At 59.0% G+C, this 15,217-nt stretch carries 13 protein-coding genes; 7 read left to right on the top strand and 6 right to left on the bottom strand.

The window, feature by feature from the left end:
* Positions 1–418 precede the first annotated feature (418 nt).
* From AC0L27_RS39780 to AC0L27_RS39760, 5 genes are all read right to left on the bottom strand, one after another.
* A complete protein-coding gene (locus AC0L27_RS39780; protein WP_473323441.1) occupies positions 419–1,723 on the bottom strand; it encodes an NAD(P)/FAD-dependent oxidoreductase in 1,305 nt (434 codons plus the stop codon).
* A gap of 1 nt (position 1,724) precedes the next feature.
* Positions 1,725–1,955: a Rid family hydrolase gene (locus tag AC0L27_RS39775; protein WP_473323440.1), complete on the bottom strand. Its 231-nt coding sequence runs from the start codon at positions 1,953–1,955 to the stop codon at positions 1,725–1,727.
* Complete coding sequence (locus AC0L27_RS39770) at positions 1,867–2,268, bottom strand: hypothetical protein (RefSeq protein WP_473323438.1); 402 nt, start codon at positions 2,266–2,268, stop codon at positions 1,867–1,869. Before AC0L27_RS39770 ends, AC0L27_RS39775 begins: the two co-directional genes overlap by 89 nt.
* Before the next feature lie 467 nt (positions 2,269–2,735).
* Complete coding sequence (locus AC0L27_RS39765) at positions 2,736–4,415, bottom strand: MFS transporter (protein WP_473323436.1); 1,680 nt, start codon at positions 4,413–4,415, stop codon at positions 2,736–2,738.
* Between the two features lie 596 nt (positions 4,416–5,011).
* Entirely contained in the window at positions 5,012–5,488 is a 477-nt protein-coding gene (locus tag AC0L27_RS39760; RefSeq protein ID WP_354142284.1) for an Lrp/AsnC family transcriptional regulator, read from the bottom strand.
* 159 nt (positions 5,489–5,647) lie between these two features.
* On the opposite strand from AC0L27_RS39760, the gene AC0L27_RS39755 reads away from it, so the two are divergent.
* A complete protein-coding gene (locus tag AC0L27_RS39755) occupies positions 5,648–7,162 on the top strand; it encodes an NAD-dependent succinate-semialdehyde dehydrogenase (protein ID WP_473323434.1) in 1,515 nt (504 codons plus the stop codon).
* Between the two features lie 10 nt (positions 7,163–7,172).
* Positions 7,173–8,573, top strand: coding sequence for an aminotransferase (locus tag AC0L27_RS39750; RefSeq protein ID WP_473323431.1), 1,401 nt, complete (start codon positions 7,173–7,175; stop codon positions 8,571–8,573).
* A gap of 297 nt (positions 8,574–8,870) precedes the next feature.
* Here AC0L27_RS39750 and AC0L27_RS39745 read toward each other — a convergent pair whose 3' ends face one another.
* Positions 8,871–9,275, bottom strand: coding sequence for an aspartate/glutamate racemase family protein (locus tag AC0L27_RS39745; RefSeq protein WP_473323429.1), 405 nt, complete (start codon positions 9,273–9,275; stop codon positions 8,871–8,873).
* 1,528 nt (positions 9,276–10,803) lie between these two features.
* Between AC0L27_RS39745 and AC0L27_RS39740 the strand changes: the two genes are divergently transcribed.
* From AC0L27_RS39740 to AC0L27_RS39720, 5 genes are all read left to right on the top strand, one after another.
* Positions 10,804–12,039 carry an NAD(P)/FAD-dependent oxidoreductase gene (locus AC0L27_RS39740; RefSeq protein WP_473323427.1) on the top strand — a complete coding sequence of 412 codons (1,236 nt, stop codon included), beginning with the start codon at positions 10,804–10,806 and terminating at the stop codon, positions 12,037–12,039.
* A gap of 92 nt (positions 12,040–12,131) precedes the next feature.
* On the top strand, positions 12,132–12,974 hold the full coding sequence (locus tag AC0L27_RS39735; protein ID WP_473323425.1) for a transporter substrate-binding domain-containing protein: 843 nt from the start codon (positions 12,132–12,134) through the stop codon (positions 12,972–12,974).
* Positions 12,975–12,976: 2 nt separating this feature from the next.
* The gene (locus tag AC0L27_RS39730; RefSeq protein ID WP_473323422.1) at positions 12,977–13,948 is read left to right on the top strand and encodes a proline racemase family protein; all 972 of its coding nucleotides are present in this window, start codon (positions 12,977–12,979) and stop codon (positions 13,946–13,948) included.
* An 11-nt stretch (positions 13,949–13,959) separates the two neighbouring features.
* The gene (locus AC0L27_RS39725) at positions 13,960–14,613 is read left to right on the top strand and encodes an amino acid ABC transporter permease (protein WP_473323420.1); all 654 of its coding nucleotides are present in this window, start codon (positions 13,960–13,962) and stop codon (positions 14,611–14,613) included.
* On the top strand, positions 14,613–15,217 hold a 605-nt coding region (locus AC0L27_RS39720), incomplete at its 3' end, for an amino acid ABC transporter ATP-binding protein (protein WP_473323417.1). The genes AC0L27_RS39725 and AC0L27_RS39720, both read left to right, overlap by 1 nt.

Genomic DNA, 15,217 nt, shown 5'->3' with positions numbered 1-15,217 from the left:
TACGGACCCATAACCGAGCGGCTGGGCTTTGCGTACGCACGGGTGATGTGACGACACCGTCGAACTGGTGACGCGGTATTCGTCTCTCCAGTGCTCATCGCGCAGACCGTAAGCCCCCGGTGAAGACCTCACCGGACGGTTACCGCAGACCTTCGTCCCTGTCCCTACATCATGCGAGCTGTGATGACTGTGTGTCGCAACCTCTTCGAGAGAGGCGAATCACACCGGCGCGTTCTTCAGGGCAGGACTCGAGAGCCTCGCAATCCTCATGTTATCCCGATGAGGTTCTTTTCCCGGCTCTGCCGGACCGGGGGACTACGCTTCGAAGAGTTTGTCCGTGGCTGCAGCTTGGTCTCGACTAGCCGCTCGCGCGTTTACGAGGCGGGCAAGGGCCGCCCTTCTTGAAAAATCAACGAACTCAGTATTCACGCCCGGCCTTACGCCGCAGCCAAGCAATGCGGGACATGGCGCCAATGCCGCGGAACGGCTCCGGCGGCAGCCAGTTGGGTCCGGTCTGCCTTAGGCGGTCTGTCAAGAGCTCCGACTGTGAACCGCAAGCTAACTCGGCAAGCAACTTGCCATGAATCGTGCCCTTCACCACGCCCGCGGCGTTGCAGCCGACAGCACCAAAGATGCCGGGCCTCGCTTCGCCGAAATAAAATCCACCGTTCCCGCTGAACGCCATGGTGCCGCCCCAGACGTACTCAAACACGTGTGAGTTCATGCGAGGGTAGCGGTTGCGGTACAGACGGCTCAGCTCCTCGCGTACGGTCTTCGGATCCGTCTCCCTGCCGTATGAAGACATACTTCGCACCAGGAAGCGGTCTTTCAGCTTGCGCATAGTCATGCCCATACTGTTGATAGGCGTCATCCCCCAGATCGGTGCGACACCGAGCTTGGCGAGCTCGTCCTCGTCTAGGCGAGGCGTGAGTGCGGCATACGTTAGGATGGTGACGGTGCGGTCAGGGAGAATCCCAAGATCCCGGGCCTGCGCATTGTTCGCGATGAACAGTCGGTCAGCCGTGAAGGTGCCCTTCGTGCTATGGACCTTAAACGGTCCGTTACCTTCGACGCGCGTCACGAGTGTTCTCTCGAGTAACGTCACGTTCGGCGGCAGGCTTGCTGCCAGCCCGCGGATCAGGGCGGCAGGTTGGACGAGTGCACGAGGGCGGACATCGAATGCCGTCGTGTAGTAGTCCGTCCCGAGCTGGGCCACACGTTCATCGTCGCTCAGCACCCTGCAGGTGAAACCCCACTTTCGCAGTGACTGCAGCCAGCTTTTGGCGGCGACGGCACCCTCAGGCGTCGCCGCGGCATTGATGCGCAGCGACTCTTCGTCCCAGTCGCAATCGATATTGTGCTCCTTGATCAACGAGCGAAGCCACTCCTGTCCGGCCATAGAGATTCGGACCTTGCGGATCGCGTCATCGTCTGCAGAACCGTAATCGTTGGCCGTCGGATTCGATGGGAAGACCGACGCAAAGCCAGAATTGCGCCCGGACGGACCTTCGCCAATCTCCGACGCCTCCAGCACGAGCACTTCCTTGGCGAGTTCAAGTTCGGCGGTGCGACGGGCCGCTGCCAACCCCGTGTACCCCGCGCCGATCACGATCGAGGCGAAGCGAGTTGTCGCCAGCTTCTGTTCGCGCGGTACACGTGGAGGCAGTAGGGCATTCCATCCGCTACGGGTATGGTACTGGGTCAAATGTGTGGTGTTTAACATCTCAGACTCCAGCCAGTGAAGCGGCCGTACCTTCGGCCGCCGCGACGATGAATATTTCGGCATCTAGTTCGGGCGTGGCCAGCGCGGCCTCGACAGAAGTGCGTGCCGGGGCCGCGCCAACAGGCATCCAGGCTTCCCAGATTTTATTCATAGATACGAAGTCGCTCATTGAGCGCAAGTGGATCAGCGCCGTCAGGATACGGGTCTTGTCGGTCCCCGCCCGGGCGAGCAACGGCCTCGCGCAAGGACTTCACCATAGCCAATGCTCTTAGCCGAAAGCGCGCCTGCACACCCGTGCCAAAGTCGGTAGCGACTGAGGCGTTGCGCCGGGTCAGGTTGTCGGACGCCAGCGTACTGGCTGCAACTGAGCGCACATTGGTGACACAGCCGCCGTCGAGGAGAAGCGCTTCCAACATGCCCTTCTCGGTGAAAAGAACGATCGTCGTCCCGTTCGTGCTGAGCCCGGGGAGCGAAGCGTTCTCGAAAAAGCTCGGAATGATCTTGATCGCCCCGCTATCGATTCCGGACATGTAGTCCGTCTTCACGTCGACCTCAGCGCGACGCTCGGTCGTTGTGGGTTGGGGCTCAATCATCCGCCTCAATGTATCGAGCTGGCGAGGCTGAATTTCCGCAATTTTATCGGCCTTTCCGCTGATTTTGTGCACAGGTCAGGACGAGGCGCATTTCTGAGGCTCAGACGTGAAGCGATACCAAAAGCGACACCGATTTCGCGCACGCGAGAGCAGTCGAGGATCCGCCACTTCCGTGTCGGGCGCGAGATGCAAGTTCGTGCAGAAACCGCTAAACACCTGCAGATCATTTGCCGTTTCAGCACACCACTGCCTGCTGACATTGGTTCGAGTGGATGCGCTACTCGCAAGAGCACGATAGTTGTGCTCACAATTGTTTCGACAGGGACTCGGCTGTTATCGAACAACCGCACTTTCATTTTTGCGTTATGACGAGGGCTTGCCTCCACTCAAGCCCGCCAGTCGGGCGTTCCGCTAGTCCTTCAACTCCGAATCAGCTCTTGACCGTGCATCGCTTCCTTCGCAGCGCGATCGTGATCATTTTCTTTCCGGCGCATCGACCCAAACGGGCGCTCCAGCATGCGGCGTACGCGGACGGGCTCCGGACCTTTGTGCAACTCGGCTGCCCGTCGATCTAGATCGCGCTCTAACTGGGTCGCGCGGTTGCGCTGTCGCAGGTAGTCTAGCCATGTCGGACAGTGATAGCGCTCGGTCCAAAGTTCTGGGTCGGCGATGTCGCGCGCGATAGACCAGCCATACGCGCCGGTGCGCTGGCGGTATAACTGAACGTCCTGCATCACCTTGTGAAAGGCACGTGCATTCTCTTGCTCTACGCGATACTCAATTTCGACCACAAGGGGCCCACTGCGACCGGAAAGTTCAAGCCGAACCTCGGGGTCGGCCAAGATCTCGGCGTCCTGTTGACGAGCGCCGATGCGCGGCATACGTAGCCAAACACCGAGGATCGGTGATGCCAGCATCAGGGCCGCTGAGATCAGAAGCGCGATTTGCACGCCGGTGACGTCAGCGAGATAACCCCAGGCCCAGCTGCCAACGGCGACTCCGCCGGATCCCGCCGCTTGGTAGGCCGCAAGCGAACGGCCTGCGACCCAGCGGGGAGCTGACAGCTGAACCGCGATGTTAAGAAGAGCCCAAGCAATCATCCACACAGCACCGGCGAGGAACATCGCTATCGCTGTCAACATCGGCGCGCCGCTCAGCGCTATTGCAGCGATTGCTCCGCTCATTGACAAGGCGCAGGCACGGATTGCCGACTCGCCAGTCATATGCCGGCGAACAATCGTAATGTTGAGCGCGCCGACCACTGCACCGAGACCAAAGGCGCTGAGGATAATGCCATAGGTCTGGGCACCACCCAACAGCAGGTCGCGGGCTACAAGGGGCATGAGCGCAATTAATCCGCCGCCGAGTACACCCATAACCATCGAACGAACCAGTACAATCTTGATGGACGGCGAATTAACTATGTAGCGCAGGCCCGAAACGATGGCCCGGCTAAGTCGCTCTGGCGGCAGGCGACTCGGCTCGGAGACACGCTTCCATAGAAAAAGCGCCAGAATCAGTGGAATATAAAGCAGCGTGTTGATCGCGAACGACGCCACGGCGCCTGCGGTTGCCACCACGATGCCGCCGATGGCTGGTCCCACGCTTCGCGCAATATTATAACTGATGCTGTTCAGCGCCACCGCGGCCGGAAGCGTCTCCGGTGGCACTTGCTCGCTGACTGAAGACTGCCAAGCAGGATCCATCAGGGCCATTCCAGTGCCCACCACGAAACATGAAATCAGCAGCAAGTTTGGGGTAAGAAGGCCCAACCAACCAAGCGTTGTCAGGGCGGCGGCGCCGGTGAGCGCGATACCGACCGACAGTACCGCCACGATGCGTCGATCGTACATGTCGGCAATCGCGCCGGCGGGCATCGATATCAGCATCACCGGTAGCATCAGAGCGGTCTGAACCAGCGCGACCTTATCGGCTGATGACGTCATCTGCGTCATCGTCCAAGCCGCTCCTACGCTCCGTATCAGGGCGCCCAGATTGGCAAGTACGCTCGCCAGCCATATCCGTCGAAAAGTGAGCTGGCGAAGCGGGGCGGTGATGCCGTTTGGGCTAAACGCCGGCGGCTTCAATGGCTGGGTCATCTCGGGTTCTATGTTGCCTCTAGGATCGAATCACAAAGTCGTTTTGGAGTGCACGGCAAGAGCGATGAAGCCTAGCGTGACTTGCGCAGTTGAAAGACAAACTTCTTGGCTCAGTCCGTTGATTGGAGTCGGTTTTCCAACGTCGCTTCGCACGTTTCGCGTGCGACAGGCCGTGTTTCGTTCTGTCGCTGCAAGCGCCGACGAGTGGACCCATTGCGCAGCTGATTGTTGGGAGCGACTACTGACCTCGCCAGCGGGAAGATCGCTATCTACAAGACGACTCAACCCGACCGCGGCGCACTCTATCAGCCGAGACTTCGATGCTGGTGGTGACAAAGCGAACTTGCCGCCACAATCCGCCAAAGAAAGGTGAGCTATTCCGCAAGCCGAACCGCAGATCAATCTCCGCCAGATTCCTGGTATCTGCATCGTCTCGTCAGAAGGTAGATGATCGCGGTGCCGGTTGAGATGCAAACCGACCTGCTGAGCATCGAATGCATTAAGCGGCTTAGAATAGAACAGCCATAGGATGATTTCAGGCGTTGTGCGCGAGTGCGCGATGAAAACCTTCGCCAAATAGATTCAAAGAAACTGCGCTAATCCTCGGATGGCGATTCGATCGGAATAGCAAAGCCAGCCTTTACGCGATCCATTATAACCATCGTCTTGAATCCCTTGATGTCCGGGTTCTCATAAAAGAAACGGCGCGTGAACTGCTCGTAGTCTTCCATGGTTTGCGCCGTGATGTAGAGAACGAAATCGGCATCGCCCGTGACATAGAACCCGTTGACGACCTCCGCTGACGATTTAATGGCCTTCTTAAACTTGTCGATGATGTCGGAGCGCTCTCGCTCGAGACTCACCAAGACAAGCATCTGAATGGGCCTTCCAACCGCTTTGGCCGAAACGATCGATACATCAGCTTCGATGATTCCATCCGAGCGTAGTCTCTTTAACCGGCGTTGACAGGCCGTAGCAGAGAGACCAGCCATTTCCCCGATCACCTCAGAGGTTAGACGATTGTTCTTCTGTACGATCTCCAGGATACGGGCGTCGATCCGATCGTATTGCATGCTGCGCTCCAGCCTACCTTCAGGTGCATTCCATCGCTAATCCCCTGCGCGCCGCAGGAAATCCTCCAGGCGGCATGGAAATGCGATGCAAATCTTTGTGCACTACCACTATCCTGAATTCCTGGATCATTTCAAGAATTGACCGTGCGTGACCCAAACATGACGTTTCAGGCGACTGCTCACCAAGGCGTCCATCCGGCTGGCCTTGCTACTCGGTATTTGCAAACTCTAAGACGGCGCGACTTTCTGACGGGAGCGGCGCTGGTCGACGGCCGATGGTTCTCGGAGGGAGAGCGAGAGCGCGTGGTCGACCCTGCGACCGGAGAGGGGATCGCGGATGTTGCTCGCTGTCGCGCCACAGAGATGGAGGTGGCAATCGCCGCGGCTGAGCGGTCAATCCCAGCTTGGCGAGAGTTACTCCCGGCAAGAAGAGGGGCGGTTCTCAGGGCTTGGGCCGCATTAATGCTCGAGCACGCCGAAGAGCTCGCGATTCTGGTGACGAGCGAACAGGGTAAACCCCTTGCCGAGTCGCGGCAGGAAATAGCTTACGGCGCCGGCTTTCTGGACTGGTTCGCAGCGGAGGGGGAGCGTGCGTACGGAGAGACGATTCCCAGCCACAAGGCTGGTAGTCTGCTCCAAGTGCGTATGCAGCCAATAGGCGTCGCAGCCGCGATCACGCCCTGGAATTTTCCAATCGCAATGATCACAAGGAAGGCGGGGGCCGCTCTTGCTGCCGGTTGCCCAATCATCGTCAAGCCTGCTCCAGAAACTCCGCTCTCTGCGCTCGCCCTTGCCAGGCTGGCCGAACAGGCTGGGTTCCCTCCGGGCGTGCTTCAAGTGCTTGTTGGCGATCCAATCGAGCTTTCTCGGCCGCTACTAAAGGATGCAAGAGTACGCGCACTTTCGTTTACGGGGTCTACGGACGTCGGTCGCCTGCTTCTCAAAGGAGCGGCCGAGAGCGTCAAAAAGGTGTCGTTGGAATTGGGTGGCCATGCCCCGTTTCTGGTCTTTGACGACGTCGACGTTGGTAAAGCCGTGAAGGGCGCGATCGCAACTAAGTTTGCTACCTCCGGTCAAGATTGCTTGGCCGCCAATCGCATCTATGTGCAACGAGGCATCTATAGCGCCTTCGTTGACCAATTTGCCGCAGCGATCGCCCAACTCAAGATTGGACATGGGCTGGAGCCCACGACTGATATTGGTCCCATGACCAAGTTGTCAGTTGCCCAGAAATGCCGGGCACAGATTGATGATGCGACTCAGCGAGGAGCGCGCGTTTTCCACTCGAAACAAGGCGCCAGCCTCGGTCCCAACTTCGTTGCCCCAACGCTGCTCAGCGATGTCACGGAACAGATGCTCATTGCTCGCGAAGAGACATTTGGGCCTGTCGCAGCCGTGCTTCCCTTCGATTCCGAAGAAGAGGTCGTAGCCCGAGCCAACGCTAACGAAATGGGGCTCGCTGGGTATGTCTACACGGACAGCCTGCGCCGAGCGCTCCGACTCTCTGAGCAGATCGAGTGCGGCATGCTCGGTATCAATACAGCTTCATTCACGGGACCGCCCATCCCGTTCGGGGGCTGGAAACAATCAGGGCTCGGTCGCGAAGGGTCACGATACGGGTTAGCGGAATACATGGAACTAAAATACGTCTGCTTCGGCGATCTGGCGGATTAGGGAGATAAGGATGATCGACATCAAAACCATTTCTGAACGGGATCGTGCGAGCGTTTTGCATCCCTTCACTCAGCTCAAGGACTTCGCCACGGGAAAAATGGGCGATCCGACGATCGTTACGGGCGGAAACGGCATTTGCATCAAGGATGCAGAGGGTCGCAATTATATCGACGCCTTTGCTGGCCTTTATTGTGTCAACATCGGCTACGGCCGTACGGAGGTTGCCGAAGCAATTGCGCGTCAGGCTTACAGTTTGGCATATTACCATACATATGCGGCGCACACGACTGAACAGTTGGCCACGCTTTCGGATCGCCTCGTACGGATGGCACCTGGTAAGGCGAGCAAAGTCTTCTACGGGTTGTCCGGGTCCGATGCTAATGAGACTCAAGCCAAACTCGTCTGGTACTATAACAATCTGCGTGGCCAGCCGAAGAAGAAGAAGATCATCGCGCGTGAACGCGGCTACCATGGCTGCTCCGTGGTCTCCGGCTCGATGACGGGTATGTCGTTCTATCACGATCACATGGACCTTCCGTTCCCCGGTATTCTGCACACAGGTGCGCCGCATCACTACTGGGGCGCCGAGCCGGGCGAGACGGAGGCGGACTTTTCTCGTCGGCGAGCAGCCGAACTTGAGGCCCTAATCGTGAGGGAAGGGCCAGAAACAATCGGCGCCTTCATAGCCGAGCCGGTGCTAGGCACCGGCGGCATTACCCCGCCACCTGAGGGATACTGGCGAGAAATCCAGGCAGTGCTCAGGCGCTATGACGTTCTTCTGATTGCAGACGAGGTCATTTGTGGCTTCGGTCGCACCGGCGCGGACTTCGGAAGCACTCTTTACGGGATTGAGCCGGATCTGGTGACAGTCGCCAAAGGGCTGACTTCCGGCTATATGCCGCTCTCCGCAGCCATTGTTGGCGAGAGAGTTTATAACGTCATGGAGGAAGCCGCCGATCGCGTCGGGGCATTCTCGCACGGGTATACTTATTCGGGGCACCCGATTGCGGCTGCAGCTGCGAATGCAGTCCTCGACATCGTAGAGAACGAGCGGTTAGGCGACAGGGCTAAAACCGTCGGGGCGCACTTTCAGAAGCGATTGAAAGAACGATTTGCGCAGCTGGAAATCGTCGGGGAAGTTCGAGGCGTGGGCCTGCTTGGCGCGATCGAGTTTGTTGCAAATCGCCAAACGAAACGCCGGTTTGATCCGGAATTGAAAGTTGGCTCTCGAATCTCAAAGGCCGCCCGCGATCGGGGACTTATCGCCAGAGCGATGCCGCACGGAGACATTCTTGGCTTTGCACCCCCGCTCGTTGTTTCGGAGGCCGAAATCGACAAGATTGTGGACCTGGCTTATCGAGCAACGAAGGATGTCATGGATGAGCTAGCCAAAGAACCGTCGGTCGGTTGAGCTCCGCTTTGCGTATTGCGCCTGAGAATTCCGGCTCTCACGTTCGCCAGCAGAGCCGGGAGGCGTGCACAGGAACTAAAAGCTGCCCTCGAGAGGGAGGCCACCGAGTTTACACGGTATATAGCTGCGCTTAGGAACGTCCGTCGAAAGTTAGTCGCCGCAGCGAGATCTTCTAACTGTGTGTTGCATGGCGCTACTTGCCGGCGATCAAAGATGTCTATCGGCGCGCGAATCCGACCGGCTTCGAAACGCTATGGAAGGTTACCCAAGGAGGATAACGAGCCAGGCCGGCATAATCTAATCAAGCTGGGCTACCGACGCGATCATGAGGCGGCAGAGGTCCGTGATATCGCAAACCGGTAATTTCGTTTGGCGACGGATCGCCATCGCAACCATCGGAAACGCAGCGCACTCGAATAGAATGGTCGCAATTTCAGGATGCGCATCGCGAAGACTCCTGATCCGCGCACCCACATCGGTCTCGATTGATGCGATGTCGATCGGTGGCGGCGGACGCTTCAACTCGTCATGCCAGAACTTTCCGCCTTCGATGCCACCGACAACGATCCGCGCCCGCTCGGCTGGATCATCAATTCCAAGCAGATCTTCGCCACAATGGGTCGAATCGAAGGTCAGCACACCGATCTTGGCAGCGGGCGGCACGTGACGGAGCAATGTCGGTAATAGCAGCAGGCTTGACATTGCCACTGGCACATTAACTGACGCGGCCACAGCTTGCTGATGCCTTATGGAGAACCCGCAGGTTGAACTTATCACCACAGCTCCGCGTTCGACGAGGCGCCGAGCGGCTGCGACATAAGCTGGCTCGAGAGCTGGATCGCCGCGGACGACGTTTTCTACCCAAGCGCCCGTGACCGTTTCAACGATCGATGGGAAGTTAAAGCTAGCGGGATCCAGCATTGAACCCGGACGGGGCGGCGGTGGAGAGCTTCCGGGCGGAACTCCTCGCTCAAGGTTGAGAATTCCAATGGAGCGTACAACTGGCGATGTCATAGCCGGAGCATATTCGGTCACACAGTTCGATTCTTGCAGACTAAGTCATCTAAGTCTGAAATCCTGCGCGTGAGGGCGCAGCAACAAAGTATTCGCGCGTAGTGTGCCCGGTGCTGCTCGTCGGAGCCGCCTCGAGCGTCAATTGCCGTATCGGCTTTTCGCGGCCCCCGAGCTCGCTACATTCAAAGAAATCTTTTACAGAATTTCAGCCATCTGCGCCTCATGGGGAGCTTTGACGTTTGACTCCGGAGGATGTCTCTAATCAGCCGCCGGGTGGATCCAGATTTTTGTTGTCTCGTTATTTGGACGTTTTGCCGGTTCAGGACACCGTCGATCGCCTTTGCTTCTACGGTGAAGGGTTGTCAGCTGTTATAGACACTGATTTTGCTGCGGCGGATACCTGCGTAGCCGCGGCGGTTTGCGATGTGGGTTCTGGAATCGGGGCTCGGATGCTCGCGTCTATCGGCGGATGACGAGAGCTGCGGAAGTACCAAACGAGCAATTGGCTTCGGCGCGTTGTTCACAACGGGTGAGGCAGATGAAATGTCCGATCCTCCTGGTCGCCGGGCGCGGCGTTGCCAGCGTGTCGGAGGCGTTGGCGCCGTGCGCAGCCCCAGACTCTCGGGCAGCTTCCGCTCGCCGCCTACCTTGTGTTCGAGTCGCGCAGGGAGCGGCCCGGCCTAAACTGCTGGATACTGAGCGTCTCCGCCGTTTGGCGAGGCTTGGGTGCCGGAACGCCCAGATCGCCCAGCGTAGATCTCGGAATTCCATTGATGTCTCACGGAGCATTCCGTTTGCTTGCACTGTTTCAGCGTCTACTTCGCTTCAGGCCTGAAGCCACCATTTACTTAATTTCACAACTATTCGGCTTGCTGCAATGGGCACGATCCTGATGCGCTTATCGGGGCCTCGGCACAGAATCGCAATCTTGCCGCGCTTTGCCAAATCGAAGGCCACGAGCTGAGGTAACTGACGAAAGAGGTCCCCGGTCTCGTTCGGCCTCGCTGCGCAAATGCTGCGAAAGCGCCTGCCATTGCCGCTGACAAAATGTCCAACTCGATAATCAGGGCCGGTGAACAAAATAATCATTGAAACCCACGAGCCGTGATTGCTATATGCCAATCCACGGGGCGGGCCTTTAATGTACTATGTCAATCCAAGCAGAGCGCGTCGAGGCTCGCGGGCCTCGGGTACTTAGCGCGAGAGGAGACATTGCATGGCTGAATCGCAGGCTGTTGCGGTGATTGGCGGGGGTGTAGTCGGCGTGAGCTGCGCGCTCATGCTGGCGCGGGAAGGGCACCGCGTCACCGTCGTCGAGGAGGGGCGCATTGGCCATGGCTGCTCGTGGGGTAACGGCGCACAATACAATGCCGGATCGGCTCTGCCGATGGCTTATCCCGGCGTGATGTGGCGTGCGCTGCGGTGGTTCGCTGATGCTAAGGGTCCAGTGCGCCTTGCCCCGCGTGAGTTGCCGCGCACGCTGCCCTGGCTACTCCGCTTCCTGCGTACTGGACGCCCGCAGGCTTGGGAGGCGGCCTATGCCGCCTTGCACGCTCTCAACCAGCCTTGCGCCGCTCTCTACCGCGACATGCTCGGCGAAACCGAGTGGAAGCGATTATTCCGTCCAAGCGGTGCGCTCCATGTATGGCGCGACGTAACGCCAACCGCACTGGATGAACGGGTGGACAGTCTGCGAGCGAGGCAGGGCGTGGCTTTCGAGAAGCTGAGCCGTGACCAACTGCGGGAGTTGGAGCCGGCTTTGTCCTACGACTACAAACGCGGCATCTTCTTTCCAGACAGTGGCCATGTGACTTCACCCCCCGGACTGGTGGAAGGTCTGATGGATCGAGCCGCCTCGATTGGGGTTTCGATTCGTGCGGCGCGGGTTCTAACCATAGAACCCGGCACCGAAGGAGCAACGCTGCACACGAGCACCGGTCCCCTCTGCTGCGACACAGTGGTAATCGCTGCGGGTATTGGCAGCCGCGATCTGGCGCGCTCTGTGGGAATTTCCCTGTCGCTGGCCAGCGAGCGTGGCTATCACATTACCATCCCCGGCAATTCAGGTGGCATCAGCCGCCCGGTCACTGATGCGGACTCCGCCTTCGTTGCCACGCCGCTACAGGAGGGTCTGCGCATCGTTGGCATCGCCGAATTCGATGCCCCCGGGGCGCCGCGCAATCCGGCGCAGAGCAAGAAGCTGCAGGCATACGCGCGCGCGATGCTGCCGGACATATCGATTAGCCAGGTGAGTGAGTGGATGGGCGTAAGGCCATCGACCCCCGACAGCCTGCCGATCATCGCTCGCCATCCGCGGCACAGCGCCGTCCTGTTCGCCACTGGCCATGGTCACATGGGTATCAGCGGCGCCCCCATGACGGCAGCCATTATCTCCGACCTCGTCGCGGGCCGCCGCGCGCGGATATCAAACGCTCCTTACGGCGTCCGATAATCGATGGCCGGCGCAATTTGACCTTGCGCAGTCCAGCAGAAATGATATGGATCAATTATAAATTGACATAGTTCAATACGAGGAGATCTCTAATGAGCCGGTGGATATGTGCGATCATCGCTGCTGTCATTGGTGCCGCTGCGCTGTTTGGGCCAGCCTCGGTGCCGGCTCGAGCCGAGAGCCCTTCCTTGGTGCTCGATCGTATCAAGGCGAGCGGCAAGCTCAAATTTCCAGTCATGGTCGCGGAGGAGCCTGGCTACATCAAGGACCCGCGCACCGGTGAATGGAGCGGATTCTTCGTAGATTGGGGCAAGGATATCGCCAGTCTGCTCGGGGTGCAGATCGAGTATTACGAGACAAGCTGGGGCAATCTCGCAGCCGACTTCCAGGCAGGCAAGATTGACCTTGCGGTGGCACTGAATCCCAATCCTCGCCGCGGCCTCGTCATCGACTATGTGCCCGGCGCAATTGTCGAGGGCATTTGGGCGCTTGTTGCGCGCCCTGGCTTCGCACCGAAAACTTGGCGCGAGATGGATAAAAAGGAAGTACGGGTCGCCGTGCAGAAGGGCGGCACCATGCAGGTGATCGCCGAATCCGTGATCCCAAACTCCACAATCGTGGCCGTGCCCAGCCGCGACCAGGCGGTGCTGGAATTGCAATCGGGCAAGGTCGACGCCATCATCATTGCTGACCAGGACGCTGCGCTTCTAGACTCCAAGGGCGTTGGCAAGGCGGTGGTGCCCACGCCCGTGCTGCGCAACCCGGCGACGATCGGTATTCGTCGCGAAGCCGGCAATGAGGGCTACGCCAACTTCCTGGCCAACTGGATGTCCCAACAAAACTCACTGGGTTTGGCCTGCTCGCGCATTACCCGCTACATGCTCGACCGCGGCATCGATATGAAGGTAGTTCCTCAGTCCGGCAAATATTGCTGACCATGCGTACGAGCCGTCTGTTCACTGTCATTGACAGCCACACCGCGGGGCATCCCACACGAACGGTCACGGCGGGCATCCCGCCGCTGCGTGGGCGCAGCGTGCGCGAGCAGCGGGACGATTTCCGCGATACTCACGATGGCTTGAGGACGCTACTGCTACACGAGCCGCGCGGGCACGGTGCCATGGCGGCGGCAATTCCCGTGCCTTCCCGCGAGGCGGATCAGGGACTGTTCTTTATTTTCTCCTACGTCTACGCCGACATGTGCGGACATGCCACCATCGGCTATATCGCAAGTCTCGCTGCTATAGGAGCTCTGCCGCCGGGCTTTGAACAGAACGGCATGTCAATCGAGACCCCGGCAGGTGTTGTCCATGTGACCGGCACGTTCGAGTCAGGGCGGCTAAGTTCTGTTCTGTTACGCAACGTGCCGTCATTCGTTCTCGCCTTTGACGTCGTTTCGGAGGTCGAAGGTCTCGGCACGGTGACCTGCGATATTGCTTATAGCGGTATCACCTATGCGCTGGTCGACGCTGACCAAATCGATCTTCCCTTCGACATTGCACATGCCAGCCGGTGGTGTCGCGCCGGCGTTGCCATCAAGGAAGCGCTAAATTCCGGCAGCACAGCCCCGCGGGTCGACAGCGTGCTTTTTTATCATTCTGTCGAAGGTGGCGCGCGGCATCTGGTCATTTCGGCAGGCAACAAGTTCGACCGTTCGCCTTGTGGGACCGGCACGTCCGCCCGGCTCGCGCAGCTCAACGCCCGAGGGCAGCTCGCTGTGGGCGCCTCGTACCGGGCCGAAAACATCCTCGGCGTGCCCTTTGAGGGCAGGATTGCAAGCTTGACCAAGGCTGGTGACGGCAGGCCCGCCATAATTCCGGAGGTGCGGGGCATGGCTCACGTCACGGCCTTTTCCACCCTTGTTCTCGAAATAGACGATCCGCTGCCCGCCGGCTTCCTTCCCAATTGACGGAGAGCGCCATGAAATTCGAGCCGTCCATCGTCTTCGCGAATTGGGACATCCTTGCCTACGGCCTGCTGGTCACTGTGAGATACACGATTTATACTTGCGTCATCGGACTCTCAATCGGTCTCCTTGTAGCGCTGCTTCAGCTCACTCCGTGGCGCTTGTTGCGCTGGACTGGCCGAACCTGGGTCGAGTTCTTCCGCAACATCCCGCTGCTGGTCTTGCTGATGTGGACCTATTATGCGCTGCCAATCTTTCTTCAGATCCAGATCGGGAAAGAGACTGCGGGTATCCTCGGTCTCGGGTTCTATGCCAGCGGCTTCTATGCCGAGATCCTGCGTGCCGGTGTCCAGTCTATTGACCGTGGCCAAACCGACGCCGCCGTGGCGCTAGGCATGGGTTATTTTCAACGCATGAAGCGGATCATCTTGCCGCAGGCACTGCGCCGCATGGTGCCGCCGTTGATGGGGCAGACCATCATGCAGCTCAAAAATACGACGCTCCTTTCGGTGCTGACCATCCCTGACCTGCTCTACCAGGCCGGCTACATTGCCAGTTTCACCTACCGACCGATGGAGGTCTACACAGTCATCGGCCTCGTCTTCATCCTCTTGCTGTTCCCTCTCAGCGCTCTTTCTCGCCGATTCGAACGCAAGGAGGCCGCGTGATGGCGGCAACATCCTCTGAGGTCGTACTGAGCGTACGCGGCATAGAGAAATCGTATGGGAAGAATCATGTACTTCGTGGGGTCGATCTCGACGTCCATCGCGGAGAGGTGGTTTGTCTGATCGGCGCGAGCGGCTCCGGCAAAACCTCGCTGCTGCGCTGCATGAACCTGTTGATGGAGCCAGATCAAGGGGAGGTCGTCATCGAGGGCGCGCCTCTTTTCCGCAGCACCGGGGCCGAGAGGCTCAAGCTCTCCGGCAGGCAGGTTAGCGCCGTCCGTATCAAGACCGGCATGGTGTTTCAGAGCTTTAACCTGTTTCCCCACCGAACGGCTCTGGAGAACATTGTCGAAGCCCCGCTAGTGGTGAAGAAAATGCCCCGCGCCGAAGCCGAGGCTCGAGCACGCGAGCTCCTCACCCGCATGGGCCTTCCCGATGCCGGGCATAAATACCCCTCCCAGCTGTCTGGCGGCCAGCAGCAGCGGGTCGCGATCGCGCGTGCGCTCGCGATGCAGCCCATCATCATGTTGTTCGACGAGCCGACATCGGCGCTGGATCCGGAACTGGTGGGAGAAGTGCTCGCCGCGATTCGCCAGCTCGCCGCCGA

The organism is Bradyrhizobium sp. Ken51, assembly GCF_055807435.1.
The sequence above is the reverse complement of the archived record's forward strand: the minus strand, read 5'-3'. Positions and strand labels throughout refer to the sequence as shown.